This is a genomic window from Actinomadura opuntiae, from assembly GCF_030283205.1.
Taxonomy (GTDB): Bacteria; Actinomycetota; Actinomycetes; order Streptosporangiales; family Streptosporangiaceae; genus Spirillospora.
In genome coordinates this window covers 445,602-471,589 of sequence record NZ_JASNWF010000005.1, presented here as the reverse complement: position 1 = coordinate 471,589, position 25,988 = coordinate 445,602, and the positions used below count along the sequence as shown (strand labels likewise).

General features: G+C 69.1%; 27 protein-coding genes and 2 tRNA genes. 18 read left to right on the top strand and 11 right to left on the bottom strand.

What is annotated here, in order from left to right:
• Nucleotides 1–568: 568 nt before the first annotated feature.
• Both QP089_RS13645 and QP089_RS13640 read right to left on the bottom strand, forming a co-directional pair.
• Complete coding sequence (locus QP089_RS13645) at nucleotides 569–1,036, bottom strand: hypothetical protein (protein WP_285911927.1); 468 nt, start codon at nucleotides 1,034–1,036, stop codon at nucleotides 569–571.
• A gap of 589 nt (nucleotides 1,037–1,625) precedes the next feature.
• On the bottom strand, nucleotides 1,626–2,864 hold the full coding sequence (locus QP089_RS13640; RefSeq protein ID WP_285911926.1) for a putative endonuclease domain-containing protein: 1,239 nt from the start codon (nucleotides 2,862–2,864) through the stop codon (nucleotides 1,626–1,628).
• 156 nt (nucleotides 2,865–3,020) lie between these two features.
• Between QP089_RS13640 and QP089_RS13635 the strand changes: the two genes are divergently transcribed.
• Nucleotides 3,021–3,317 (top strand): hypothetical protein, encoded by a 297-nt coding sequence (locus QP089_RS13635; protein ID WP_285911925.1) that lies wholly within the window; start codon nucleotides 3,021–3,023, stop codon nucleotides 3,315–3,317.
• Between the two features lie 239 nt (nucleotides 3,318–3,556).
• Nucleotides 3,557–3,925: a DUF4282 domain-containing protein gene (locus QP089_RS13630; protein ID WP_285911924.1), complete on the top strand. Its 369-nt coding sequence runs from the start codon at nucleotides 3,557–3,559 to the stop codon at nucleotides 3,923–3,925.
• Nucleotides 3,926–4,109: 184 nt separating this feature from the next.
• Here the strand turns inward: QP089_RS13630 and QP089_RS13625 are convergent, their stop codons facing one another.
• Entirely contained in the window at nucleotides 4,110–5,021 is a 912-nt protein-coding gene (locus QP089_RS13625) for a DUF4145 domain-containing protein (protein WP_285911923.1), read from the bottom strand.
• Between the two features lie 214 nt (nucleotides 5,022–5,235).
• Complete coding sequence (locus tag QP089_RS13620) at nucleotides 5,236–6,168, bottom strand: AAA family ATPase (protein WP_285911922.1); 933 nt, start codon at nucleotides 6,166–6,168, stop codon at nucleotides 5,236–5,238.
• Nucleotides 6,169–6,314: 146 nt separating this feature from the next.
• On the opposite strand from QP089_RS13620, the gene QP089_RS13615 reads away from it, so the two are divergent.
• Both QP089_RS13615 and QP089_RS13610 read left to right on the top strand, forming a co-directional pair.
• A complete protein-coding gene (locus QP089_RS13615; protein WP_285911921.1) occupies nucleotides 6,315–6,554 on the top strand; it encodes a hypothetical protein in 240 nt (79 codons plus the stop codon).
• A 424-nt stretch (nucleotides 6,555–6,978) separates the two neighbouring features.
• Nucleotides 6,979–7,164, top strand: a complete 186-nt coding sequence (locus QP089_RS13610; protein WP_285911920.1) for a hypothetical protein — start codon at nucleotides 6,979–6,981, stop codon at nucleotides 7,162–7,164.
• Between the two features lie 61 nt (nucleotides 7,165–7,225).
• On the opposite strand, the gene QP089_RS13605 is transcribed toward QP089_RS13610, so the two are convergent.
• From QP089_RS13605 to QP089_RS13595, 3 genes are all read right to left on the bottom strand, one after another.
• On the bottom strand, nucleotides 7,226–7,816 hold the full coding sequence (locus QP089_RS13605) for an ATP-binding protein (RefSeq protein ID WP_285911919.1): 591 nt from the start codon (nucleotides 7,814–7,816) through the stop codon (nucleotides 7,226–7,228).
• Complete coding sequence (locus QP089_RS13600) at nucleotides 7,813–8,847, bottom strand: P-loop nucleotide/nucleoside kinase family protein (RefSeq protein WP_285911918.1); 1,035 nt, start codon at nucleotides 8,845–8,847, stop codon at nucleotides 7,813–7,815. Before QP089_RS13600 ends, QP089_RS13605 begins: the two co-directional genes overlap by 4 nt.
• A gap of 268 nt (nucleotides 8,848–9,115) precedes the next feature.
• Complete coding sequence (locus tag QP089_RS13595) at nucleotides 9,116–9,511, bottom strand: winged helix-turn-helix domain-containing protein (RefSeq protein ID WP_285911917.1); 396 nt, start codon at nucleotides 9,509–9,511, stop codon at nucleotides 9,116–9,118.
• A 137-nt stretch (nucleotides 9,512–9,648) separates the two neighbouring features.
• Here QP089_RS13595 and QP089_RS13590 point away from each other — a divergent pair, with 137 nt between their 5' ends.
• The 10 genes from QP089_RS13590 (at nucleotide 9,649) to QP089_RS13545 (ending at nucleotide 17,060) form a co-directional block, all read left to right on the top strand.
• Nucleotides 9,649–10,020, top strand: coding sequence for an SCO3933 family regulatory protein (locus tag QP089_RS13590; protein ID WP_285911916.1), 372 nt, complete (start codon nucleotides 9,649–9,651; stop codon nucleotides 10,018–10,020).
• A 14-nt stretch (nucleotides 10,021–10,034) separates the two neighbouring features.
• On the top strand, nucleotides 10,035–11,375 hold the full coding sequence (locus tag QP089_RS13585; RefSeq protein WP_285911915.1) for an FtsK/SpoIIIE domain-containing protein: 1,341 nt from the start codon (nucleotides 10,035–10,037) through the stop codon (nucleotides 11,373–11,375).
• Between the two features lie 93 nt (nucleotides 11,376–11,468).
• Nucleotides 11,469–11,768 carry a hypothetical protein gene (locus QP089_RS13580; protein WP_285911914.1) on the top strand — a complete coding sequence of 100 codons (300 nt, stop codon included), beginning with the start codon at nucleotides 11,469–11,471 and terminating at the stop codon, nucleotides 11,766–11,768.
• Entirely contained in the window at nucleotides 11,768–12,577 is an 810-nt protein-coding gene (locus QP089_RS13575) for a DUF2637 domain-containing protein (protein ID WP_285911913.1), read from the top strand. Before QP089_RS13580 ends, QP089_RS13575 begins: the two co-directional genes overlap by 1 nt.
• Nucleotides 12,578–12,597: 20 nt before the next feature.
• Nucleotides 12,598–13,008 carry a hypothetical protein gene (locus tag QP089_RS13570; protein ID WP_285911912.1) on the top strand — a complete coding sequence of 137 codons (411 nt, stop codon included), beginning with the start codon at nucleotides 12,598–12,600 and terminating at the stop codon, nucleotides 13,006–13,008.
• 117 nt (nucleotides 13,009–13,125) lie between these two features.
• Nucleotides 13,126–13,281, top strand: coding sequence for a hypothetical protein (locus QP089_RS13565; protein WP_285911911.1), 156 nt, complete (start codon nucleotides 13,126–13,128; stop codon nucleotides 13,279–13,281).
• 142 nt (nucleotides 13,282–13,423) lie between these two features.
• On the top strand, nucleotides 13,424–14,791 hold the full coding sequence (locus QP089_RS13560) for a replication initiator (RefSeq protein WP_285911910.1): 1,368 nt from the start codon (nucleotides 13,424–13,426) through the stop codon (nucleotides 14,789–14,791).
• Nucleotides 14,788–14,967, top strand: a complete 180-nt coding sequence (locus QP089_RS13555; protein ID WP_285911909.1) for a helix-turn-helix domain-containing protein — start codon at nucleotides 14,788–14,790, stop codon at nucleotides 14,965–14,967. Before QP089_RS13560 ends, QP089_RS13555 begins: the two co-directional genes overlap by 4 nt.
• The gene (locus QP089_RS13550; RefSeq protein WP_285911908.1) at nucleotides 14,967–16,328 is read left to right on the top strand and encodes a tyrosine-type recombinase/integrase; all 1,362 of its coding nucleotides are present in this window, start codon (nucleotides 14,967–14,969) and stop codon (nucleotides 16,326–16,328) included. Before QP089_RS13555 ends, QP089_RS13550 begins: the two co-directional genes overlap by 1 nt.
• A 72-nt stretch (nucleotides 16,329–16,400) precedes the next feature.
• Nucleotides 16,401–17,060: a hypothetical protein gene (locus QP089_RS13545; protein WP_285911907.1), complete on the top strand. Its 660-nt coding sequence runs from the start codon at nucleotides 16,401–16,403 to the stop codon at nucleotides 17,058–17,060.
• Between the two features lie 74 nt (nucleotides 17,061–17,134).
• On the opposite strand, the gene QP089_RS13540 is transcribed toward QP089_RS13545, so the two are convergent.
• Together QP089_RS13540 and QP089_RS13535 are read right to left on the bottom strand one after the other, a co-directional pair.
• Nucleotides 17,135–17,208: transfer RNA gene (locus tag QP089_RS13540), tRNA-Phe, on the bottom strand.
• A gap of 20 nt (nucleotides 17,209–17,228) precedes the next feature.
• A tRNA-Asp gene (locus QP089_RS13535) sits at nucleotides 17,229–17,306 on the bottom strand.
• A gap of 254 nt (nucleotides 17,307–17,560) precedes the next feature.
• On the opposite strand from QP089_RS13535, the gene QP089_RS13530 reads away from it, so the two are divergent.
• The 3 genes from QP089_RS13530 to QP089_RS13520 all read left to right on the top strand — a co-directional run bounded on the left by QP089_RS13530 (nucleotide 17,561) and on the right by QP089_RS13520 (nucleotide 21,840).
• On the top strand, nucleotides 17,561–18,985 hold the full coding sequence (locus QP089_RS13530) for an amino acid permease (RefSeq protein ID WP_285911906.1): 1,425 nt from the start codon (nucleotides 17,561–17,563) through the stop codon (nucleotides 18,983–18,985).
• Nucleotides 18,986–19,026: 41 nt separating this feature from the next.
• Nucleotides 19,027–20,766: an adenylate/guanylate cyclase domain-containing protein gene (locus QP089_RS13525; protein WP_285911905.1), complete on the top strand. Its 1,740-nt coding sequence runs from the start codon at nucleotides 19,027–19,029 to the stop codon at nucleotides 20,764–20,766.
• A 156-nt stretch (nucleotides 20,767–20,922) separates the two neighbouring features.
• Nucleotides 20,923–21,840 (top strand): glycerophosphodiester phosphodiesterase, encoded by a 918-nt coding sequence (locus tag QP089_RS13520; protein WP_285911904.1) that lies wholly within the window; start codon nucleotides 20,923–20,925, stop codon nucleotides 21,838–21,840.
• Nucleotides 21,841–21,844: 4 nt separating this feature from the next.
• Here QP089_RS13520 and QP089_RS13515 read toward each other — a convergent pair whose 3' ends face one another.
• Entirely contained in the window at nucleotides 21,845–22,735 is an 891-nt protein-coding gene (locus QP089_RS13515; protein WP_285911903.1) for a LysR family transcriptional regulator, read from the bottom strand.
• A 237-nt stretch (nucleotides 22,736–22,972) separates the two neighbouring features.
• On the opposite strand from QP089_RS13515, the gene QP089_RS13510 reads away from it, so the two are divergent.
• The gene (locus QP089_RS13510; RefSeq protein ID WP_285911902.1) at nucleotides 22,973–24,280 is read left to right on the top strand and encodes a sensor histidine kinase; all 1,308 of its coding nucleotides are present in this window, start codon (nucleotides 22,973–22,975) and stop codon (nucleotides 24,278–24,280) included.
• On the opposite strand, the gene QP089_RS13505 is transcribed toward QP089_RS13510, so the two are convergent.
• Nucleotides 24,281–25,639 carry a cyclic nucleotide-binding domain-containing protein gene (locus tag QP089_RS13505; RefSeq protein ID WP_285911901.1) on the bottom strand — a complete coding sequence of 453 codons (1,359 nt, stop codon included), beginning with the start codon at nucleotides 25,637–25,639 and terminating at the stop codon, nucleotides 24,281–24,283.
• Nucleotides 25,640–25,988 lie beyond the last annotated feature (349 nt).

Here is a 25,988-nt window from a genome sequence, read left to right as displayed (position 1 = left end):
GACGGCCGTTCGCTGGCGCATTGCTGTCACAAAAGTAGGCCCCGAGACTACCGTCTCGGGGCCTTTGTGCTGTTCAGCGAGGTGGGCAGGGGCGGGGTCGAACCGCCGACCTTCCGCTTTTCAGGAGTAGCAAACACCCTGCGGCCACCCCGTTGACCAAGGTCAGACGGTGCCCGACGTGCGCCCGCGGTGCCGGTTGGTTGCCGTCGTTGCCGTCAACGGTCGGTGTCCTTGGGATGGCGTGGGGATGCGTAAACGATCCAGACTGTGCGGTCGTCATCGTTGATCACGTAGCGGACGCGTCCGCCACTTGTGACCTCGTACTCCCATTGTTCGAGGTCCCGACCGTTGTGCCGGTGCGTTGCGAGATCTCCGCGGAGTCGGTGCTGGCGCTCGTGGTTGGCGCGGGAACGCGGCTCAGCGCGTAGGGCCTCCAGGCATCGGCGAGTGTTCGACAGAGCGAGACGGCATAGCTCTTCCCAACCCCGTACCGCCTCGCTGGTGCCGAACCTGACATCCCATTCGTCGTCTGGCGGCGGGACGGTGACCCTATCGCCTCGCTTGGGGCTCAAGGCGTTACCTCAACTGGACCGAAGTCGCCAGAGGTCGGCCGAAGGGCTTCCTCGTGCTGGGTGCGATCTGCCTTGATCCGGGCCGTGGCGCGCCAGCCGGTGATGACCTCTTGAGCATTCGTGTCGAGATCGAGTTCGGCGGCGTCGGACAGGGCGTCGACCAGCTCCACGGTGAAGGCGCGGACCTCTTCAGTGCTCAGGTGACGGATCCAGGGGAACACGTCGGGCATGGCAAGGAGCAATGCCCGAGCGCTCGGATCATGCTTCATGAGCGCCAGGAAGATCCGTGACGCGGTCGTCAGACTCTCATCGCGCTGCTCTTCCCGGTCGGCGGCCGTGAGGTAGAAATCGGGAGCGTCGCGGTGGGTGACACGCAGTCGGCCGAGGCGCGCGGCGCGCTCGGCTACGGACTTGGGGTTACGGGACAAGTCGGAAAAGGTCACTGCGTCCGCGGTAGTGCTCATGCCGCCATCATACTCAGATTACGTTCTGAAATCGACGTTGCGCGAGCCCCCGGCGCGAGATCCTGGCTTCTCAGCGGTGTGAGAGGTTGCAGCTTCGGGGCTGTGGCTCACCGGTGTTGCGCTGACGGATGATGACCGTCCGCTGTCGCAGAGGCTACGTTGCCGTCAAGAACAACGCCCCGGGCCGTAGGGCTCCGGGGCGCTTTCGCTGGTCACGTGAGGTGGGCAGGGGCGGGGTCGAACCGCCGACCTTCCGCTTTTCAGAAGTAGCAACCGCCCTGCGGCCACCCCGTCGACCGAGGTCAGGTGGTGCCCGACGTGCGCCCGTGGTGCCGGCTGGTTGCCGTCGTTGCCGTCACGGTTGCCGTCACTGAGCGGCCCGCTGACCTCAGCCTTTCAAGCGCCGGACGTGCTGCCCATGCTGCCCAACTCGGCGCCGCTAGGCGCGGTAGATGAGCAAGGTTCGCGGATCAGCAGTCAGCTCATGCATCTTGGTCTCACGGGCCAGCCTCCCAGTCAGGGCGGGAGGGCTGTCCTTGTGGCTGTCTGGGCGCTGTCGCGCCTTTTCGTGCGCATGGCTCCCGGTTGGTCAGGACTTCGACTCGGCTAGATAGCCGTGCACGCTGAGCAGCCGCGTGAAGAACTCACGGACTGTTGCCCGTGCACTATCTGCCGAGCGGAACTCGTCGCCACCGAAACGCACCACCTCATATCCGGCGAGGTACAGCTCTCTGTCCTCGGCAACCATCTCGGCATACAGCTTCGGGCTGGCCTGCTTCTTGATCGCGTAATGCTGGATGCCGTCGATCTCGATGACCACTCGCCTACGTCCGCGGAGCAACATCAGGAAGTCCATACGTTGCCGTGCTAGCGGGCCCTCCGTCTTCCGCTGTGCGCGCGTGTAGGGGTCATAGTGGAGGTACACCTGTGGCACCAGCGCCGGAAGCTGAAAACCATGCTCCTTAAGAAGCTTGGCGTATACCTGGAACATTAGGGTCTCCGGACCCGGCTCGTTTGATCCGGTCCGGCTGACATCGAGAGCGCGAGCGAGGCGGTAGTACAGTTCGTTGGCGGCATCTCGGTCGTTCGTTCCAGCAGAAACTCGAGTATCCGCCCACCAGGTGACGAGGTCTGCCCAGCTCAATCCGTGGTCTTCCAGGGGCCGGTCATACACAAGGCAGAACTTTGCATTGGCCACGATCTCGATGGTGTTGCTTACTGCGTCAGCGAGAACAAGCTCTGGCTTCGGCCCGTCCGCTGCGAAGATCAGGTTCTTGAACGCACTCTTGACTCCAGAGCTTCGGCTAGCGAGCACCTGCAATAGTCCCCAGAGTTCTGGTAGGTAGTGGCTCTCAACAACTCGAGTGCCGAGTTCACACAGCTGGTCCTGTGTATAGTGCGAGATGCGGCTTCGAACATATCCGCGCTTGCTGTAGTGCGCCTCTTCTCCATCGCCGTCGGCCAGCCCGAACGACCGACACACCTCTGGCAGGTCATATGACCTGACCGGATGTAGAGCGTCAGCGATCGACTCCCGTAGCTGAATCGTCAAGGTTCCGGTGCCGCCCAACTCAGCCCTGGCGAATGGGTCGGCCAGCATCGCGGCCACAGTGACTTCGTGGCGTGAATCCCCAAAGATCATCTTGTCCATCTGGGTGGCGATGGCCTGGAGGTCGGCGGGACGGAACAGCGCCATGAAGATCGGGCGCACTCGCAACACGACCTTCTGCTGTTCCCAGAAGTCTGATTCCGGTTCGTCGGTGTCCTGCACCAGAGACAACAAGCGAGCTGCACGTTGATTACCTGCCTGAACTAGCAGTTCAGACAACGTGATGAGCCTACGGCTCCAGGACCCAGTACCGTCACGCCTACTCGGCATGCCTTCACTGTATGAGGTGACGCCGACGGATTTGCAGGCCGACCGCGGAACGTTCCTGACCTGCAGCTACGTTCACCGATCCTCAAACTTCGGCCGGTGCTTGGCATGGCGACCTTCCCCGAGGTTCTACGCTCTTCGGCCGACGCGGTCTACCGTGAGCCTCGAAGCGGCCAACTTGCTGAGGGACACGCCATGGCACGGTTCGAAGTCAAGAGGTGGAGCGCCGCCCACTACACACCGAGGGCAGAGAAGAGCCGGATGCACATGTGTGCCCAAGGAGGCGCCGAGGTCTGCGGGCGTGATGCGGAGTTCACGATCGTCTACCCCAACGGTGAGTCGATTGCCACGTGTCCGGAGCACCTCATCACGTACGTCCGTACGAGGATCAAGGAAGACGACTGAACCTGTACCTTCAGCTTGGGAACCATTGCGATCACGCCGGTCGGAGCCGCTGACCTGGCGTTTGGACGTACCGCAAGTGACCGTGATTGACCCCTGATCACCGCCCTTAATGGCACGCTAACGGCACGCGGCAGGTCCCCGACCTGCACCGACCCGGTCACCTTCGCCTCATGCTGGCATGGCCGCTCGCCGCTCGGCTGCCGAGTTGACCCCGTGCGGTACTGGTCCGGTGATCTTGGATGGTGACGTACCGCTATGACCCGCCTTCCCGCCAACCTCCCCGCCGTGACTCCTTCATCGCCGCATTGCTCGATGTGAAGTTCGAACGGCGCGTGACTCCGATCCTGGTCCGATGGCTCTACGTCCTGGCCCTCGTCGTCATCGGCTTCGGGATGCTGTTCGGCCTGCTCTGGGTGTGGTCGTTCGCCTCGTGGATGGGCTGGGCCATGTGGCTGGTCGCGCCGATCGTCGTCGGCCCCGGCCTGGCTGTGCTTCTCGTCGTCCGCATCATCTGCGAACACGTCATCGCCAAAACCCAACCTGCACCCCCGCCGGCACCGCCGGCCTACGCGCTACCCATGCCGCCTGCAGGAGTCCATCACCCCTGAGCAGGCACCCTCGCGCACGTACGCACGACGCTCCGGGGTGCTCGTTCGCGCGAACGGCGCGCAATGTGTGACAGACCGTTTCGCGCGAACGAGTGCACCGGCCCGCGGGGGTCCAGGGGGCGGCGCAGCCCCCTGGTTCGATCTCGCTCAACATCTTGAATGGAACTCAGCGGCGCTCAGCTCTCTATGTGCTTGAGACCGGCGCGCCGGTACGAGCATCTACCTGGATGAACTTGCCCAGCCTCAGCGAGTTGTCCAGGAGCTTCGCCGTGACCGTCCTCTCAAGCTGCTGGTGCAGTTCGGACATCTCGAAGCTGCTCCCCCAGATCACCGCCAAGGTTTCCTCGGGAGGCAGTTGGAAGCCCACTCCTTGCGGGCGCTTTGCCTCAAGAGTGGTTGTCCCGTCTTCCTGGACGTCGACTGTGTAATGAACATCGACTTCCGGCATCTGCTTGATCTGCCGGTCCCGCTCTCGCCGTGCCTTGGCACGTGCGTAGCGGGCAGGAGCGACGTACAGGTGACGAAGCATGTCTTCCGCCAAAGCGATCGCGTCTTCGGCGTCCTCACGAGTAGCGAATACCGCGATGTCGTGAGCCGCATCGTTTCCGACCTCCTTGAGGTGGAGGGCCCAGTCGAGCAGCTCGGCTGTGATCGCACCCGCAGTGTGCAGATCATGCAACTTGACATGTAGGGACTTGTGTCCGCCCTTGCCGGTGACGTCGCCGATGCCGCGATCCGCACAGAGCCCCTCAAGCGTGCGACGTACCATGATGCTGGCGGCGGTGTGCGCTCCTACGTCATGGCATAGACGAGCTTCGGCCAGACTCGCCGCGAGCGGCGCTGGTATCGCAGGGTCCGCGTCACTGCTGCGGGCGGGTGGCCAGAGTCTTCGGAAGTGCCCCGGCGAACCGGAGAGAACGACTCGTTGACTGCAGTGGGCTCTCTTCGAGGCAAGATCACTGTTGGAAGCTTCGCAGATGGCAATTACCAGGCCCTCGCTGTCGAACTCGCCTGCAACCGCCTCGGGTGTCATACCGCCCCGCTCACCGCAACTCGGGCAAGCAAGATCGTCAAGGTCGTTCTGGTAAACCCGCACCGTATGAGCGTAAGGGGAATGAGCTTCACTTGCTTGCGAATTTGGTTCAGCTTCGATAGTGAGCGGGCGGGCGTCCCGGCGCGGCGGGACCGGACGGGACAGGCCGCACGCCCGGCGCGCCGGGGCGGGCGGCCGCCGGCGACCGCGGAGCGGGCGCCCTTGAAGACGTAGAGAAAGTTCTCATCCGGCGCGGCGCTGCCTGACTGACCTGCGGCTATGGGATGAGCTTGGTTAGGGCTCGGCGGGTTTGGTCGGCGAGGCTTACGGCTGCGCCTAGGCGGTTGTCGATGGTGAGATGTGCGGCCTCGGGCGGGTCCTCGGTGTTGAGGCCGGCGCTGTACTCGTCCCAATGGGCGAGCTTCCACCCGTCGCGGGCGGCGTCTCGCAGCTCGATGTACTCGTGCATGGTGTCGACATCGCTGTGCACCCAGATCGCGGTCACGTCGACGCCCTTGGCCTGACATCGGTGGGTGAGACGCGGCAGCCATGAGGGGTCGTTGAGTTCGTCGATGAACGGGGCCGCCAGGATGATCGAGACGCCGCAGTCGATGTTGGCGTAGGCGGCGTTCATCATGCACCGGTACTCGTGGGGGCGGACCTCGGCGCGGTAGAGGTCGGTGTGGCGATCGTGCGGGTCGCCGTTCAACGAGATGAGCAGGCGCTCGGCCAGACGGCGGGTGAGGGCGTCCTTGTCCAGGAAGGCCCATCCGGACAGGTCGGAGAGGAAGCGGGCGAACTCGGTCTTGCCGGATCCGGCATAGCCGCCGACCAGGACGAGCGTGGGGTTGCCTCCGGCGTTGGCGACGGCTCGGCCGTGCCAGGCGTTCGCCAGGCGCGTGGTGAGAGGGACGGTGTCGGGGAAGAACGGCGAGAGGTCGAACGGGGCACCGGCCGCGCACGGAGTCTTGCCGCGGGCTTCGGCCGCCATGCGCTCCAGGACGTTGAGCGGGACGTTGTGGACGCGCGCGAGGTGTGGCAACCAGTCGTCGGGGATGCGCTCGCCGCGCTCCCATCGGGATACCTCGTGTCGGGTGAGGGTGTCAGAGCCGATGAGGGCGCACAGCTCGGCGGCGAGCGCACTTTGGCTTCTGCTGCCTCTTAGGCGCCTGAGGTAGGCGCCGAACTCCCGTCGCTTCTCGGTGGTCATGCCGCGGGCACCTCCCGACATCGAGTGTGGCCCACACCTGGCCCCCTGTCAGGCTCCTTTGTCAATCGAGCTGCGCCGGAACGCTGGTCATCGTGCCGTTCGGGCCCGCTCGGCGGGCTCGCCGTTCGATCGCAAGGACACCCACGATGCAGACACATGCGCCACGGGAAGACGCGGTTCTCCGCCAGCTCCAAGAGGAGTTCACGGGGCATCGCATCTGGAGGTCTCGACGCTGGGACGGGCAGGCTGGCGACTGGGTCGCCACGCTGCTCGACCGCGCGGCGGGTGTCGACCCGACGGTGATCCGGTCGGACGCTGAGGCGCTGCGGACGGCGCTCGTCGAGGAGCGCGAGCGCGCGGCCGGTAGGACCAAGAGGGCCTGGTGATGGTGTCCGCTCCCGTGCCATCACCGGACGGGGCCGCTAATGAGTCCGGGGCGGCCCCGGGGGAGGTTGAGGTGGCGCGGCCGGTGCTTGTCCCCCCGGATGCACTGGCCGCGTCGCCTCGGCCGTGGCGCGCTCGGTTGTACCTCGGGCGGCTGCGGCGTGCGCTGCGGCAGGACGGGTGGACGATTGAGCGCCGGTATGCCGAGTCGCCCGCGATGCTCCGGGTGTACTCGGCTGACGCGCCGTGCCTCGGGGACAGCATCACTGTCGTCCGCGGGGATGGCTGCTGGTGGTTCCGGTCGAGTACCGGTGACCTGGTCGCCCCATGCTGCTGTGTCGACCTGGCCGCTTCGGCGGTGGCAGCCTCGTTGCGGCCGCCGTGGCTGGACCTGGCGATGCGGGTTCGGAGTCCAGGCGGCATGTGATGGACGCCGAGACGGCGCTGGTCGAGCTTGGAGCGCGTTTCGGAGTGCCGTGCTGGTGGGGGACGTACACGCGGGCGTACTGGGCGATGGTGCCCGCGTCCGGGCGATGGCGCCTGGTGGAGGCGCTGACGCTGCGAGAGCTGGCCGTGGCCATCCAAGCGTCGGACGGGTGGCCTTGGCCGTGAGGACGGCCGCGCGGCAGGGTGAACGGCTGGGGTGTCGTGGACGGCCCTGCCGCGCGGTCCTCTACGTGAGGTCGACCGGGACGGTGATGGGCTCGCCGGGACCGGCGGCTACGGCGGCGATGATGCGGCGGGCCGTCTCGGTCGCGTCCGTACGGTCGGTGTGGATGATCGCGTTGAAGACCGGCATCTCGGCCGTGGCTCGGAGGTCGGCGAAGGTCTCGTCCCAAGCCTGGAGGCGCTTGGGTGTGTCGCTGTCGCCTCGGTGCTCGGAGCGTTTGGCGCAGACGTCGCGAGGGACCCAGAGCAGGACGCTTGTCCAGGCGAGCGGAACGGCGGCGCGTAGGCGTTGCAAGTCGGCGACGTTTCCCATATGGACAACCGGGACGCGGTCGGCGTCGACCAGGGCGGCGACGTCCTGGCGGTCGATGGCGTAGACGTTGCCGTAGCGGCGGGTCTCGACGACCAGGCGGCCCGCGGCGCGGAGCGTCTCGCGCTCGGCGTCCGAGACGAGTCGGTAGCCGGTGCTGCGGCCGGTGCCGGTCTTGAGCTTCGGCAGGAGGGCGTACCGGTCGTCCAGGCGGGAGAGTTCGGCCGTGGTGGTGTCCTTGCCGCTGGTCGGCGGGCCGTAGAGGATCACGCCGGGGCTGGTCATGACAAGACCCTACGCAGGGCTTCGCGCGTCTGGTCGGCGATGCTGATCGCTGCGCCTAGGCGGTTGTCGACGGTGAGGTGAACGCCGGGCGGGCTGGTCTCGGTGTTGAGGCCGGCGGCGTACTCGTCCCAGTTCGCCAGCTTCCACGCGTCGCGGGGAGCGTCGCGAAACTCGATGTACTCGCGCATGGAGTCGACATCGCACCGGACCCAGATCACCGCGACGTCCACGCCCTTGGCCTTGCATCGGTTGGTGAGGCGTCCGAGCCATGCCTCGTCGTTGAGTTCGGAGATGAACGGGGCGGCGAGGATCGTGGATATGCCGCAATCGATGTTGTCGTTCGCGGTGTCCATGAGGCATTTGTATTCCAGGGGCCTGACCTCTTTCAGATAGAGGTCGGTGTGGCGGTCGTGCGGGTCGCCACCCATGGAGACGAGAAGGCGTTCGGTGAGGCGGCGGGTGATCGAGTCCTTGTCCAGGAATGCCCATCCGGACACATCGCCGAGGAAGCGCGCGAACTCCGTCTTCCCTGATCCGGCGTAGCCACCGACCAGGACGAGCGTGGTGGTGGCGATGCTGCCACTCATTGCTCGGCCTCGCCATGCGCTGACCACGCGGGCTTTGAGCGCATCGCCGGCGGTAGGGTCCCGGTCCTGGGTCTGGTCGGAGACGCGGTCGAGTCCCTGCGTGATGGCGTTGGCGGCATCCTCGGTGGCTGCCGGGTTGAGCGGTGCGGGCAGCGGAAGCGTCAGGTCTCCGGTTTCTTCACCGGGGAGCGGAAGGCGAAAGCCAAGCTCAGGCTCGGTGGCCTCGTACATGAGGCAGTAGGCGCGGCGGTAGTGCGGCCCTGGGTACATGCTGCCGTTCTCGTGGCCCCATAGCGTCTGGAAGTTCGCCGCGACCTTGAGTCCGCCCCGCTCGGCCACAGTGCGCAACTTGTCCCCGGCGGACTCAAGAGTGAGCCCGTGGGTCTCTCGGCGCTCGCGCAGCTTCGTGGGTTGCCAACCGGGACGCTGCTTGGTCGTGGTCATTCATGGCCTTCCGTTTCGCCGCAGATGTCGGCACAAATGCGCATGTCCCGAGCGTCTGCCATGGGGGTGTGAAAGCGGACGTATAAACGGACGTGAAAGAACCCGATGATGCATTAGTGATGGGCTAGAGGCATCTCCTGACACGAATATTGCTGTGCCGGATGAGAGACGGATCACAGTGGGAGGCGATCGCCAGTGGCGGGCGGCGACGAGCAGGAGCGGACACCACAGGAGCTGTGGGAGCTGGTTCTTGCAGAGCTGGACGAGCTCATTTGCCGGGCTGACCAGCTCGCGGAGGCTCTGGGAAAACGGCCCGCTCGATCCGGGCGACCCGCTCTCCGAGATCGCGGATAGCGGCGAGGACCTCCGTGAGCTGCTTCATCGTCACGTCGTCCTCGCCGGTCGCCGGCGCGGTCTGGACGGACGGCGGGGCGTCGGCCTGGTCGCGGACGAACACGCCCTTGCCCTGCTGGCCGATCACGGCCCCTTCGGTCCGCAACACGCTGATGGCGGCCTTTACGACCCCGGCGGACACGTCGTACTCCTCGCGGAGCCGGGCCGTCGACGGTAGGGCCTGCCCGGCGGCGAGTCGCCCGTCCCGGATCTGTTGCCGCAGGTCATCGGCTATCTGCAGGTACCCGGGCCGTCCGGTCCTCTCGACCACTCATCTGCCTTCCGTCGGGGGCTCCGACTCAAGTTCAGCACACCCGACCCGCCAAGGAAACCATGCCGTCCTTGACAGCTTGGACGACTAGGACGACTATGTTGTCTAAGTGGTCATCGGAACTCTGGAGGGTTCTCGTGCGCAACATCCCGGTGGATCTGTCGGCGCTGACGTTCGTGTGCGTGTCGGCGCCGCGTCCCAAGCTGGTCAACCAGGACACGGGGGAGGTGAAGGTGGATCGGGACGGCAAGACGGTGTTCACGGTCGGGCTGTCGGCGGCCGACGCCATGGGGCGCGTTGAGCTGGTGAACGTGTCGGTCCCGGGCGACCAGGACGTGACGATCGGGCAGATTGTGACGCCGGTCGGGCTGGTGGCGTTCCCGTGGGAGCAGGTGATCGGCGGTCAGAAGCGGTGGGGGATCGCCTACCGGGCGTCCCGCATCGCGCTCGCGGGTCCGGTCGCTGTCCCGGACGCTCCGGCCGGTTCCGCTGCGGCGGACGTGGCCTGAGCGGCGGCCCGGTCATGAACGACATGCTTACGGTGCTCGGGGTCCTGGCCGCTGCGGCGGCCGGGCTCTGGGCCTGGCGCCGGTGGCACCCGGTGTCGTTCTGGTACGGCGTCGCCTTCCCCGCCCGCGCGGTGCTGGTGTACCTGACGTGGCATCACGTCGCGTCCGGCTGCAAGCTGACCCGCAACCGGCGCCGGTTCCGGCTCACCCTCGACGCCGTCCCGGTCGTCGGGGTGGCGTCCCGCTCGGCGGCCACCATGGTGCAGCAGAAGCGGCGGGTGCGGCGGGTCGACGTCGAACGCGCCCCTCGCCTGGGGATCCTGCGCCCGACCCGGCTCGGCTGGCGCATGCGGCTCCGCCTGCACGACGGGCAGGTCCCGGCGGACTACGAGAAGGCGGCCGAAGGCATCGCGCACGCCTGGCGCGTGCACTCGGTGCGGGTCGTCGACGTCCGGCCCGGCTACGTCACGCTGTGGGCGACCATGCGTGACCCGCTCACCGAGGTGATCCTGTCGCCCGCACCCGCCGAGCTGCTCAAGGTCCGCCCCGGCAAGCTGGAGAACGGTACCGACTGGGTGATGGACTTCCGCATCGTCCCGCACTGGCTCAACGCCGGGGCGACGCAGTCCGGCAAGTCCAACCTGGCCAACGCCATCATCCGCGACCTCGCACCTCAACCGGTCGCGCTGGTGGGCTTCGACCTCAAGGGCGGGGTGGAGTTCACCCCGTACGCGCCGCGTCTGTCGGCGCTGGCCACCAACCGCAAAGAGTCTGTCGACCTGCTCTCTGACCTCGTCGGCGAGGTAGAGACCCGCATGGCGCTGTGCCGGGCGCATGGTGCCCGCAACGTCTGGACGCTCCCTGAGGGCCTGCGGCCGGTGCCGATCGTGGTCCTGGTGGACGAGGTCGCCGAACTGTTCCTGATGGCCGACAAGTCCGAGAAAGACGAGGTCTCGCGGACGGCTACAGCGCTGCTGCGGGTGGCGCAGCTCGGCCGGGCGTTCGCGGTCTACCTGATCGTGTGCGGACAGCGCATCGGCTCCGACCTCGGCCCCGGCGTCACCGCCCTGCGCGCCCAACTCTCCGGCCGGGTCTGCCACCGCGTCAACGACCCCGAAACCGCCAACATGACGCTCGGCGACCTGGACCCGGCCGCCCTCGATGCCGCCCGCGCCATCCCCGCCGAGACTCCCGGCGTGTGCGTGGTCGCCGGTCAAGACGGCGCCTGGCACCGCGCCCGCTCGGTCTACGTCCCCGAATACCAGGCCGAACAAGCCGCGCGCGAGTACGCGCACCTGACCCCGGACTGGCAAACCCTCATCGGCTCCGTCCCGGTCATCCGCCCCGCCGCCTAAGCGCCGCTCCTCTTCCCTTCGGCTCGGCGTAAGCCCTGATCGCGCCACGTCCCTACCCGAACCATGCCCGAAGCCCGTCCTGGAGGCTGCCCAATGACTGCCCGCATCCGCGTCCTTCGTCCCCGTCCTCGCACCCGGTTCACCGTCGTCCCGTCCCCTTCGTCCCCGTCCTCGCGCTCGTCCCGGCCGTCCTCGGTGTCGTCCTGGGACGTGTGGCCGGTCGGGGTCGAGTGGGACGAGTTCCTGTCCCTGCACGTCGCCCGCTGCCAGCGCTGCGCCGACTCGTTCGCCTCGTCCCGCTCCGGCGAGGTCGACGACTGGGCCGACACCCACCACTGCGACCCCGAAATGGCCGCGCTCCTCGCGCTGGTCGACGTCCGACGGGCCGCCTGATGCGACGCATCCTCGCCGTGGCGGCCGACTCAGCGCCCGTCGTGATCCTGGCTGGGATTGCGGCGGCTGGGTCGTTCACCCACATCCGCGACACCGCCACCGACCACGGACAACGCGGGTGGATGGCCTGGGCCATCGCCGTGTGCATCGACCTGACCTGCGTCATGGCGGCCGGGGAGAGGCAGCGAGACAAACGCACCGGGCGAGACACCGGGCGGCTGTCGTGGCCGACGCTAGTCCTGGTCGGCGGCATCCTGCTCTCCCTCGCCGCCAACCTCGCACAGGCCGACCGGTCGGTGTGGGGCTGGATCACCGCCGGCACCCCCGCCCTGGCCTTCCTGGTCGCCGTCTCCATGCTGGAGCGCCGCAAGACCGCCCCGGCCCCGGCAAACGAACAGGCCCCGGCGCCGGTCCCCGTCCCGGACTCCTCCGGCCTCCCGTCCTCGACCTCGTCGCCGTCCTCGCCGTGGGTGGTGTGGGAGGACGACCGCCCTCAGACCATCGACACCGTCCCGACCACCAGGTCCGTTCGGGACGACCGAACCGGCGGGGGTGACGTCGAGAAGGACGCGCGGGACGGTCAAACCGCGATTCCGGTCCCGGCCGTCGAGGAATCCGCGGCGTCCTCGCCCGGTCCTGCTCCGGCGGCGCCGTTGGTCGAGTTCGCGCGCCGCGTCGCTTTCGAGCACCGGGACCGGCACGGCAAGCCGATCACCCGTGACGAGCTGCGCGCTCGCCTCGGGGTGTCCAACCAGCTCGCCTCTGACCTGCTCCGCCAGATCCGCACCGAATCCGTACCCGTCGCCTGACCGCCTGGAGGCATCGCACCATGACCGCCCACACCACCACCGGCAGCCCGTTCCCGGTCGTTCCGGGTGACCTGTTCTCCCGTCACCAGATCATCACCGGCCTGCGGGCGCTCGCCGACTTCCTGGAGACCAACCCCGGCGTTCCAGTCCCCGAGTACGGCAGGGACTTCGACGTCTTCGCCCGCCAGAGCGACGACACCGGCTCGGCTGCGGTCGTCGACCAGGTGGCCGCGCTCCTGGGCGCCTCCGTCCAGGACGATCGACCGTCCGGCGGGCACTACTTCGCCTCTCGCTCCTTCGGCCGGATCACCTACCGCATCGTCCACATCCCCGCCCGCAACCGCCGCGAGCACGAGGCGCACATGAGCTACCGCGACAACATCCGCCTCCACGAGGGCCAGGACCACGGCGGCAACGGGCGGGTGGCCTGATGCGCGCCGCGTGGGGCTGGGCCTGCGCCACCTGCGGCGGCGGCGGGGCCGCCTCCGACGGGTCGACCTGCCCCGACTGCGACGGCCACGGCCACACCCTCTGAAGGGGATGCCTCGATGTTCCTGCGCCGCTGCGGCTTCGCCGCCTTCTGGATCGTGCTGGGCCTGTTCGTCCTCAACCACCCCGAGAACGCCGCACACGCCGTCCGCGCCATCGTGACCGGCCTGGCGCTGCTGGCCGACGCGCTCTCGCGCTTCGTGACGGCGTTCTGAATCGCCCCCGGCGCGGCCCACAAGCCGCCAAGCAAGAGCGCCGCGCCGGGGGGTCGTCCCCACCACCCATCTGAACGGATAGGGAGACCCGTCCATCGTGCCGCAACACGCTCCACACGTCTCCGCGATCGCTGCGCGAGACATGGCCGAACGGTTCAACCGGCCCGACTTCCGCGCATGGGCTCGCCGCGCCCACACCACCGGAGGATGCGCCCAACCGATCCACCTGCGCGGCGGCGTCGAGCACATCGACCCGATGACCGGCGCCGTGCTGCATCGCTACTCGACCGCACGTGAGCCGGGCGGGGTGCTGCGGGTGGCGTGCAAAACCCGGCGCGCCTCGCGGTGCCCGGCCTGCGCCGAGATCTACCGCGCCGACACCTACCAACTCGTCCGCGCCGGACTCGTCGGCGGCAAAGGCGTCCCTAACACCGTCACCGCGCATCCGGCCGCGTTCGTCACCCTCACCGCGCCGTCGTTCGGGCCGGTGCACTCCCGCCGCACCGGGGCCAGCGGCGCCGTCGTGTCCTGCCATCCCCGCCGCAACGGCGGGAGCTGTCCGCATGGCCGGCCGGTGTCGTGCACCGTCCGGCACTCCACCGCCGACCCGCGCCTCGGACAACCCATCTGCCCGGACTGCTTCGACTACACCGGCGCCGTCCTCTGGAACGCACACGCACCCGAACTATGGCGGCGGTTCACCCTCGCCTTCCGCCGCTACGTCGCCCGGTCGGCGGGCCTGCTTGTACGCGAACTGCGCGAGGTGCTCACCGTCTCCTTCGCCAAAGTCGCCGAATACCAGCGGCGCGGCCTGGTGCACTTTCACGCCGTCATCCGCCTCGACGGACCCGGCGGCCCCGACGCAACCCCGCCCCCCTGGGCAACACATGAGCTCCTCAAAGCGGCCGTCGACCACGCGGCCGGGGCTGTCAAGGTGTCCACTCCGGCGGCGGGCGATGTCTCCGCCATGACGCATGCTTGGGGTCCGCAAGTCGACTTGCGGACCATCACCACGTCCGGGGAGCTGACCGACACTGCGGTGGCGGGCTACATCGCCAAGTACGCCACCAAAGCCGCCGAATGCGTCGGCACCCTCGACCGCCGCATCCGCGCAACCGACGACCTGGCCGACCTCCCCGTCTCGGCACACGCCCGACGACTCATCGCCGAATGCCTCCGCTTGAGTGCCATCGACGAATACGCGGGGCTGCGGCTCGCCGAATGGGCTCACATGCTCGGCTTCCGCGGCCACTTCTCCACCAAATCCCGCCGCTACTCCACCACCCTCGGTGCGCTCCGCCAAGCACGCATCGAGCACAACCAGCGCGAACACGACGAGATCACCACGGGGCGCCTGCCCTTCGACGACGACCAGGTCCTCGTCGTCGCCCACTGGCGCTACCTCGGCCAAGGCATGACCCCCGGCGAAGCGCTCCTGACCGCCGCACTCACCGGCAAGCCGCTGCCGATCCTCCACCCGTCCGTCACCACTCAAGGGAGCACGCATTGAACGACCTGGTTCTGACCGTCGACGAAGCGGCCGAACGGCTCCGAGTGAGCCGGTGGACGCTCTACAACCTCATCCGCTCCAACCAGCTCCGCACGGTCAAGATCGGCCGTCGGCGTCTGGTCCCCGTCAACGCCCTCGCCGAATGCCTCGACCAGCTCTCGGAGGTTGCTGCCTGATGGCCGTCACCCTGCTCGCCGTCCCGGACGAACCCGAAGAGACGCCGGGCTCCAAGCCTCGCAAGAGCCGCTCGCGCAAGCGTGCCAACGGGGAAGGGACGATCTACCAGCGGAAGGACGGTCGGTACGAGGGCGCGGCCTTCGTCCCGACGACCGCCGGCACCTACAAGCGCGTCCGTCTCTACGGCCGGACCCGTGAGGAGGTGCGGCGCAAGCTGACGAAGGTCCTGGAACAAGCTGACCAGGGCATCCCCGTGTCGGCCGAGAGTTGGACGGTGGAGCAGTACCTCACGTACTGGCTGGACAACGTCGTACGGCCCGAACGTAAGCCGCGAACGGCGCAGGGATACGAGGGCGTCATCCGGCTCTACCTCGTGCCGGAACTCGGCAAGAAGCGGCTCGGCAAGCTGGCCGTGCGCGACGTCCGGGCGTTCATCAACCGCGTCCGTGCGCAGTGCCTCTGCTGCAAGCACGGCGTCGATGCTGCCCGCGACGTGCCCCGGTGCTGCGCCCTCAAGGGCGGCCAGTGCTGCGAGTCGCACCCGTCCGTGCGCATGGTCCAGTCGATTCACGCCGTGCTGCGCAACGCGCTGGAGTCGGCCGTCAGAGAGGAGGTCATCCCGCGCAACGTGGCCAAGCTCGTCAAGGTCGGCGCGCCGAAGTACAAGGTGAACCGCGGGCTCACGGTCGACCAGGCGCGCGACGTCCTCAAGGCGGCCCGCGACGAGCGGCTGTATGCGCTGTACGTCCTGGCACTCTGCCTCGGCCTGCGGCGCGGCGAGCTGCTCGGCCTGCGCTGGCGAGACGTGGCCCTCGTCGGCTGCCGGGCTTGCGACGGCGAGGGCGGCGAGGTGGACGGCGCCGAGTGCCAGACCTGCGTGGGTAGCGGAGTCGAGAGCGCCACGCTGGAAGTCGCGCAGACGCTCCAACGGGTCGGGGGAGCGCTACGGTTCGTCCGCCCCAAGACCGACGACTCCGAGCGAACCATCCCGCTGCCTCCCGTCTGCATCACCGCACTGTGCGAGCACAAGGTGAGGCAGACGGCCGAGCGCGCGGACGCCTGGGACGACTGGGAGGACTACGGCCTCGTCTTCCCGTCCCGGCGCGGTACGCCCATGGAGCCGGACAACCTTCGCCGTTCCTGGGGCCGCGTCCGCGCGGCCGTCGGCCTGGAGGGCATGCGCTTCCACGACATGCGCCACACCTGCGTCTCGCTGCTGCTCCACCTGGGCATCGCACCCAACGTCGTCCGGGACATCGTCGGGCACAGCGACATCGAGGTGACCATGACGATCTACGCGCACACGTCCCTCGACGATAAGCGGGCGGCGCTCCGGAAGCTGGGGGATGCTCTCGGCTGACCGCTCCGTTCGTTTATGCGCCTCGACCATTAATGGGTCGAGGCGCACTCATTCGAAGGCCACACTGGTTACATGAGCCTATTCGATGAGATTGATCTTGAAGACTTGAGTACTCAGGCTCCGTGGCCGAGCGCAACGGCCGATCTTCACGCCGAGGACCCGGACTGGTGGTATGTGGCTTGTCTGGGGTGGTCGCATGACGGGTGGCTCGGCTATGTGTCGGGGTACAGGAAGGCTGCGGGCGTGCTTGTCGAGCACATGGGACGTAAGCGGCAGCACCTGGACATACTGATCTTTCCGTTCCTTATGTGCTGGCGTCACTACGTTGAGTTGCAGCTCAAGGCGCTCATCGGACTGCTGCAGAAGTATGAAGGGGAGGCCTTCGACATCCCCAGAGGGCACAAGGTCGACCAACTCTGGAGGGATGCGCGCCGCCGGCTGGAGCGTGCAGGTGTCGAGGAAGCTGAAGATCTTGACCATGTGGAGCGTGTCCTCCTCCAGTTGAGCCACTTGGACCCGACCGCGCAGAGCTTCCGCTATCCGATCGACGTGAAGGGCCATAGAACGCTCGAAGGTACGACCCGGCTGCACACCCGCCGCTTTCAGGAGGCTATGGAAGCCGTGGCCAACTTCCTGGATGCTGCGGACACCGGGTTCCGTTGCGAACTTGACGTCCGCACGGACTACCAGGCGGACATGGAGGCGTACTACCGGGATGCTGCCGGTTGGTGACGTTGCCGTCAGGGTTGCCGTCAAAAGGCCCGGAACCGCGATTGGTTCCGGGCCTTTTGGCTGGTCACGTGGTGTGGGCAGGGGCGGGGTCGAACCGCCGACCTTCCGCTTTTCAGGCGGACGCTCGTACCGACTGAGCTACCTGCCCAGGACGCGCGTCGGCGCGTCTGGCGGTCCTGACGGGATTTGAACCCGCGGCCTCCACCTTGACAGGGTGGCGAGCACTCCTAGCTGCTCCACAGGACCTTGCTTGCCTCGAGCCTAGCGGCTTCGGGGCGGTGGCCTGACCGGCGGGCTGCCGGTCCTTGGCGACGTCCGAGAGCATACGCGATGGCCGAGGACGGCGCCAACTCGTTAAGGGCGGGCGCGACGGGGGAGGACGGGGCTACGGAGGGGCGTGGGGCGGGTGGTTCGTTTTCGGGGTGCCGGGTTCCTAGTCTGGCCTGGCCGGAGCCGTCCCGAGGGGGACGGCCGTCGACGTGAGAGGGCGGAAGGAACGCGTGGTCGCAAAGCTCCCGGACCAAGGCGCGGAGGGGTACCAGCGCGGGCTCGGAACCCGCCAGATTCAGATGCTGGCCATCGGCGGCACCATCGGCACGGGGTTGTTCCTCGGGGCCGGGGAGAACATCGCCAAGGCCGGTCCGAGTCTCGTGCTGACGTACGCCGTCGCGGGGTTGATGTTGTTCTTCGTCATGCGGGCGCTCGGTGAGCTGCTCACCTACCGGCACGCGGAGGGAGGTTTCGCCGGGTATGCCCGTGAGTTTCTGGGGCCCTTCTGGGGCTACGCCACGACGTGGACGTACTGGATCATCTGGGTGACGACCGGGATGGCGGAGCTGACCGCGGCGGGCAAGTACGTCCAGAAGTGGTTCCCCGGGGTGGAGCAGTGGCAGACGGCGCTGGTGGCGCTGGTCGTGCTGTTCGTGGTGAACCTGATCTCGGTGAAGCTGTTCGGCGAGCTGGAGTTCTGGTTCGCGATGATCAAGGTCGCCGCGATCGTGATGATGATCCTGGTGGGGATCGGGGTGCTGGTCTTCGGGTTCAGCGACGCCGGGAGGACGGCGAGCGTCTCGAACCTGTGGGACCAGGGCGGGTTCTTCCCCGAGGGGATCAGTCCGATGCTGATGACCCTGCAGATGGTGATGTTCGCCTACCTGGGCGTCGAGCTGGTCGGGGTGACGGCGAGCGAGGCGAGGGACCCGGAGAAGAACATCCCGCGGGCGATCAACGCGCTGCCGGTGCGGTTCGCGCTGTTCTACCTGGGGTCGCTGCTGGTGATCATGGCGGTGGTGCCGTGGACGGCGTTCAAGGGCGGGGCGAGCCCGTTCGTGCTGGCCTTCGACAAGATCGGCATTCCGGGCGGCGGAGACATCGTCAACTTCGTGGTGCTGACGGCGGCGCTGTCGTCGTGCAACGCGGGCGGGCTGTACTCGACGTCCCGGATGCTGCGGACGGCCGGCGTCAACGGCGACGGGCCGCAGGCGCTCGCGCGGCTGAACGGGCGCGGCGTCCCGGTGCTCACCGTCGTCATCTCCGCGCTCGTCATGGGCGTGGGCGTGGTGATCAACGCGGTGGTGCCGGACAAGGCGTTCGAGTACATCACGTCGGTGTCGACGGGTGGCGCGCTGCTGGTGTGGACCGTCATCCTGGTGGCGCACATGGCGTACCGGCGGAAGGTCGCGGCGGGAGTGCTGCCCAAGGCGCCCTACCGGATGCCGTGGGCGCCGTACACCAACTGGCTGGTGCTGGCCTTCTTCGCGTTCGTCACGGTGACGATCGCGTGGGAGGCGGACACGCGGGTCGCCCTGTACGTGATGGCGGGCTGGCTCGTGCTCGTCCTGGCGGGCTGGCCGCTGGTGTGGCGGAACTCGCGGCGGGATGCGCCGGCGGAGGTCGCGATCGCCGAGGAGAGCAGCACCGCCTAGTGCGATGATTTCCGTGGGACCTCGGGGACGGAGGCGCGAACGTGACCAGGACGGTGGCGCGCGGCCTGCTTCCCGGGGTGCCCCGGACGATGCTCGAGGTGCGGGTCCGGTGGGTGCTCGCGGTCGTGGTGGTGGTCGCGAACATCGGCGGCGGCCTGGTGGTGCTGCTCTTCGCGACGTTCGTCGTGCCGGACCCGCCGCTGCGCGACCCCGATCACGTGCACAGGGTGAACGCGATCGCATTCTTCAGCTATCCCGTGGTCGCCGGGCCCATCGCGCTGCTGGCGGGGCTCTGGCTGTGGCGTCCGGTGGTCAGCCTGGTGCGGGGCGGCCACATGCCAGACCCGGCGGAGGGACGGGCCGTCCTGCTGGGGCCGCTGCGCCTGACGTTCCTGGTCGGCGCGCTGTGGGGGGTCGGCGCGGCGGGTTGGGCGGGGCTGGACGTGGTGCTGTTCACCGGCAGGCTCGCGGTGAAGACGGGTCTGACGTGCCTGCTCGGCGCGGCGACGACCTGCACGATCGTGTACCTGTTGTCGGAGCGGCTGCTGCGTCCGGCGGCGGCGCTGGTGCTGGCGGCGGAGCGGCCGCGCCGGTTCCGGCTGCCGGGGGTGACGACGCGGGTGATGCTCGCGTGGGCGCTCGGGACGGCGATCCCGGTGTTCGGCCTGATCTGCGTGGCGGTGGCGGCGCTGGCGGCGCCGGACATCGACGTCACGCAGCTCGCGATCACGATCCTGGGGCTGGGCGGCGCGGCGCTGCTCGTCGGGGTGTACGTGACGTACATGGCGACGCGGGCGATCGCGGACCCGATCAAGTCCGTCCGGACGGGGATGGCGCAGGTCGAGCGGGGCGATCTCGGCGCCGAGGTGGCGGTGTACGACGCGAGCGAGGTCGGGCAGCTGCAGGCGGGCTTCAACCACATGGTGGCGGGGCTGCGCGAGAACGAGCGGCTGCGCGACCTGTTCGGCCGGCACGTCGGCGTGGAGGTCGCGGGGCTGGCGCTGGAGCGCGGCGACATCGAGCTGGGCGGCGAGACGCGCGAGGTCGCGGTGCTGTTCGTCGACCTGACCGGCTCGACGCGGCTGGCCGACACCCGCGGTCCCGACGAGGTGGTGGGGCTGCTGAACCGGTTCTTCGGCGTGGTGGTGGCGGTGGTGGCGCGGCACGGCGGGTGGATCAACAAGTTCGAGGGGGACGCGGCGCTGGCGATCTTCGGGGCGCCGACGGAGACGCAGGACTCGGCGGGCGGGGCGCTCGGCGCGGCGCGCGAGCTGGCCGTCCGGCTGCGCGCGGAGGTCCCGATGCTGGACGCGGGGGTCGGGGTGTCGGCGGGCCCGGTGGTGGCCGGCTACATCGGCGCGGAGCAGCGGTTCGAGTACACGGTGATCGGCGACCCGGTGAACGAGGCGGCGCGGCTGAGCGATCTGGCGAAGGCGTCGCCGGGGCGGGTGCTGGCGTCCGGGACGGTGGTGGAGCTCGCGCACCTGGCGGAGTCGGACGAGTGGGAGTTCGGCAGGTCGGTGATCCTGCGGGGCCGGAGCCGCCCGACCCGGCTCGCCTCCCCGAAGCGGTCGAGGTCGACGAAGGCGCCCGTGGTGCCGGGTCCCGCGCCGGCGCCGGACGTGGAGCAGCCGCGGCGCCTCCGGCTGCCGCGTCCGCCGCGTCCGCTGCGGCGCGGCCGCCGGGTGCTGTTCGGCGCGCTGGTGCTGACAAAGGCGGCGAAGCTCGCGAAGCGGGCCGCCAGGGAGCCGGCCGGGGAACCGCCGCAAGGCGGCGGGTGAGTCGATCCGGGGAAACAGGCCGTGTCCGCCTCGTAACGCACGGCCCGAATGCGTAATGTCACCCTTGGTACACGGTCTGCTACCGGCTCGTAACCCGGGCGTCATCGGCCGAATCGAGGGTCGAGGCAGGCATCCCCCGGCTCCCGAGAGGTGACAATGTCCCGTCGGCATGGTCTCGCGTTCACGGCCGTCCTCACCGCGGCCGCGAGCACCGGTCCCGCGACGGCGGCCGCCGCCGCTCCGCACCCCCTCATCCCGCCGCTCCCGCTCCAGGCCGTCCAGCAGCGGGCGGCGGCGCACAAGGTCCTCGACGTCGGCCACCGCGGCGCGGCGGCGTACGCGCCGGAGAACACGCTCGCCTCGTTCCGGACGGCCAAGTCCCGGCACGCCGACATGTTCGAGCTCGACGTCCAGCAGACGAAGGACCACAAGCTGGTCATCATGCACGACAGCACGCTGGCCAGGACGACGGACGTCGAGCACGTCTACCCCAAGCAGAAGCCCTGGAAGGTCTCCCAGCTCACGCTCAAGCAGATCAAGAAGCTGGACGCGGGGTCGTGGTACTCCAAGAAGTACAAGCACGAGCGCGTGCCGACGCTGGACGAGGTGCTGAGCGCGATGAGCGGCAGCGGCGTCGGCATGCTGCTGGAGCTGAAGAGCCCCGCGCTGTATCCGGGCATCGAGGGCCGGGTCGCCGCGGCGCTCAAGCGGCACCGGTCGTACTGGCTCGGCGCGAAGGCGGCGCCGAGCCAGCGGCGGCTCGTGGTGCAGTCGTTCGACTGGGCGTCGGTCAAGCGCTTCCACAAGGACCTGCCCGGCGTCCCGACCGGCCTGCTCGGCAAGCCGAAGGCCGCGGACCTGAAGAAGCTGAAGTCCTACGCGGACCTGATCAACCCGTCCTACGGCGACCTGACCAAGACCTACGTCAAGCAGGTGCACGCGGCGCACCTGCACCTGCTCACCTGGACGGTCAACAACAAGACGAAGATGGCGAAGGCCGTCGATCTCGGAGTGGACGGCATCATCACCAACAAGCCGGACGTCCTGCACACCGTCCTCAAGGCCGAGGCGTGACCCGCTAGCCGAGGGAGGGCAGGGCCGCACGCGCGCGGGCGATCAGCGCCCGCGCCGCCGGGCCGCGCGGCCCCTCCGCCCGCCACGCCAGCGCGATCCGGCCGCGCAGCCGGGGCCGGACGATCGGCATCGAGGCCAGCTCGTCCGCCCGGATCGCGGTGGCGGACTCGGGAAGGACCGCCACGCCCAGCCCGTGCGCGGCGAGCTGGGCGAGGACGGGCGGCTCGCCGGCCTCGAACGCGATCCGCGGGCGCAGGCCGGCGGCCGCGCACGCCTCGTCCAGCACGGTCCGCAGCCCGGTGCCCTTCGGCAGGCTGACCAGGCGCTGCTCGGCGAGGGTGCGCAGCGGGATCGACGCGCGCCCGGCCAGCGGGTGGTCGCGGGACATCGCGGCGAACAGGTCCTGCTCGATGACGGTCTGGACGGCGATCCCGGGCGGCGGCTCGGCGCCGAGGCTGAGGAACGCCAGGTCGGTGCGGCCCGCCAGCAGCGCGTCGGCCAGCGACGCCGCCTCGTCCTGCACGACGGTGATCTCCACGTCCGGGTGGTCGCGGTGGAACCCGGCGAGCAGCCCCGGCAGGTCAAGCGAGGCGATCCAGTCGATGGTGCCGATAGTGACGTGGCCGCGCAGCAGGCCGGTCAGCTCGTCCACCGACAGCCTCGCGCCCTCGACGGCGGCGAGCGCGGCCCGCGCGTAGGGGAGCACGGCGGCGCCGACCTCGGTCAGCCGGACGGTCCGCCCGGACCGGTCGAGCAGCGGCTGCCCCAGCTCCCGCTCGAGCTGCCGGATCTGCGCGCTGACGCCGGGCTGCGCCACGTGCAGCTTCGCGGCGGCCTTGGTGAAGCTGGCCTCCTCGGTGACCGCCACGAAGTACTCCAGCTGGCGCAGCTCCATAACCGGGGATGCTAACAGCGAGACAAGCCAGCTCCCGGGCTTCTGACCAACTCGGCATGCGCACCAGCGGGTCACCTGCGTCGCCGCAGGTCAGCGGCCCGTCTTGGGCAACTATTTCTTTGATCTCTCTTGGGCGCCGGGCGCCCGTCGCGAGGACTGAATCCGGCTCTCCGGGTGATTACCTCACCAGCGGGAGGTCGGGTGTACGGACGGCGCACATGGTCCATACGGGTGCGGATGACCGTGATTGCCGGGACGGTCGCCGCCCTGGTCTGCGCCGTTCTGATCGCCATGATCATCGTCGGGTTGCGCGGCCGCGCCTCGGACTACGAGCGCAACAAGGCCCTGTCGACGGCGCTGCGGGTCGCCGAGCAGTTCCGTTACCGGCCGGTGCGCGGCGAGATCGGCGCGCCGCACGGCGTCGACGTCCAGGTGCTCGACGCCCGCAACACCGTGATCGCCGGGACCCCGGGCGAGGTGGACGGGCCGCCGATGGCCACCTTCCGGCCGGGCGTCGCGACCGGCTTCAAGGACGCCCAGGTGCTGTGCCCGCCGGGCGGCCTGCACGGCTGCCGGTGGGTGATCGAGTTCTCCGTGCACCGGCCGGCCGGGGACTGGGAGGTCTACGCCGCCGCGCCGAACGTCCCCTGGTACGTCAACGGCGGCCTGATCACGTTCCTGGTCTGCTCGGGGCTGCTGCTGGTCCTGATGGCGTGCCTGGTGACGTGGCGGACCGTCGACGGGACCCTCGCCCCGGTGGACGGGATCCGCCGCGAGCTGACCGAGATCACCGCCAGCAAGTCCGGCCGCCGGGTGACCGTGCCGGGCAACCGCGACGAGATCCGGTGGCTCGCCGAGGCCGTCAACGCGACCCTGGACCGGCTGGACATCGCGCTCGCCAAGCAGCGCAGCTTCACCTCCGACGCCTCGCACGACCTGCGCAGCCCGATCGCCGCCGCGCGCACCCAGCTGGAGGAGGCGCTGCTGTACGCCGACGACGTCGACTGGCCGCGCACCGCGCGGACCGTCCTGCAGACCCTCGACCGGCTGCAGGCCATCGTCACCGACCTGCTGCAGCTCGCCCGGCTGGACGCGGGCGCATGGCAGGAGACCGAGCCGATCGACCTCGCCGCCCTGGTCACCATCGAGCTGGCCCGCTCGGACCGCAGCAAGCGGATCGTCCCGCACCTGCAGGAGGGCGTGCAGCTGCACGGCGACCGCCTGCGGCTGGTCCGGCTGTTCACGAACCTGCTGGACAACGCCGAGCGGCACGCCGAGACGCGCGTCGACGTCACCGTCCGCGACGAGGACGGCGTCGCGGTGCTGGAGGTGCTGGACGACGGCGCCGGCATCGCGCCGGAGGAGCGCGAGGTGGTCTTCCAGCGGTTCGCGCGGCTCAAGGCCGGCAAGGCCCGCGACGCCAACGGCACCGGCCTCGGCCTGCCGATCGCCCGCGAGATCGCCCGGGCGCACGGCGGCACGCTGAAGGTCGAGGACAGCGACCGCGGCGCCCGGTTCGTGCTGCGCATCCCGCGGGACCCCTGATCAGGCCCGGCCGGCGCCGTCCGCGACCCGGATCCAGCCCTTGAGCCGCGACTCCTTCACCCGGCAGGTGAACGGCGCGTAGTCGGCGGGGTCGTGGCCGGGCGCGTGCGCGAGCACCGACTCGTAGACGAACGCGGAGGCGACGAAACCGAGGTCGGCGCGGGTCTCGGCGAGCCGGCGGCGCAGCGGGCCGGCGTCCAGCAGCCGCGCCGCCTCGATCACCGACGAGCCCGACACGCCCTGCGGGTCGGAGGTCACCGGGCCGACGTGCAGCGCCACCCGCAGCTGGATGCGGACGGCCTCCTGCGCGGACCGGTTGTGGCGGCGCAGCGACCCGGCGAGCCGTGCGACGACCGGCGGCAGGGCGGCGGCCGGGGTCTCGGGCGGGACGACGATCAGCGCCCCGTCGCCGCGGTCCTCGCGGTGGCAGGCGTCCCAGGGCACGTCCGACTCCGCGAACGCCTCCCACAGCAGCTCGTACATGATCCGGCGCATCTCCAGCCGGTCGACGTCGTTGCGGTACGGCGCGCTGAAGGACGCGATGTCGGTGAACATGATGGAGCACATGTGGCCCGTCCACGGCCGCGTGGCGGGCGGCTCCTTCAGCGCGGTCGCGTACGCGCGCCCGGGAAAGCCCATCGGCTGCGTGGGCTCGCTGTAGGCGGGGTCGTCGTAGCTCAGCTCGCGGTAGGTGGGCTCTCTGTAAGTGGGCTCGGCGTAGGACGGCGCGAGGCGCAGCGCGGACTCCGGCGCGCGCGCGGCGAACGGCACCAGCACGCCGTCGTCGTCGTACGGGGTGATCGCGGCGTAGGCGCTCGTCCCGGTGTAGGGATCGAGGTGCCGGCGGCCGGCGGCGTTCCGCTGCGGCGGCGCCATCTGCTCGGTGAGCCGGTCGTACACCTCCTGCTCCACGAGGGCGACCACGCGCGGGTGGTCGGTCAGGTAGGCGGCGAACTCCTGCGTGCTCATCCGCAGGGCCCGGACGGTGTCGACGGCGACGACGGTCGCCGACCGGCGCCGCAGCAGCAGCGCGGCGCGCTCGCCGATGATGTCGCCGGTGCCGCGGAACGCGACGATCCGCTCGCCGCCCTCGCGGTCGACGCAGACCCGGACCGCGCCGGAGCGGATCACCAGGAGGTGGTCGGCGTCGTCGCCCTCGCGCCACAGCACCTCGCCGAGCGCGAACTCGACCTGGCGCGCGGCGGCGAGGAAGGCCGCCTGCTCGAGCGGGACCAGCGAGGCCCAGAAGCCGCGCCGCACCGTGGAGGGGAAATGGGGCGAATGCTCGTGAATGGGGGGAACGTGCTCGTGAATGGGGTGGATGTCGAAGGTCGGGGGACGATTCTGCTGTCGTGACATGTCGGATAACCCCATGCCTTGAATCGCGTCTCCGGGCACGTCACGCCATTGCGTCCGGCCCGCCGGGGGCGGCCGGCGGTGGACGGTGCGGTGCCGAAGCCGCGTCACCTATAGCCCGTGCCGCGTGATCGCGGTTAGACTGGGTGAGTCCGCGGAGAACGTTTTGCCAGGTCAATGCGGGTGTCCCCGGCATCGTTGCAGGGTGCTCGCCGGCCCGGCGGGACGTGCCCGGCGGTCTCGCGGAGTCGCCCCCCGCTTTTGCGTCGATCGTCTTGGCTCGCAACCGGTGATCGGCGAGGAGCGGGGGCGACTCTATTCATTTTTCTGGAATTGCCGAAAAGCGCCGTAC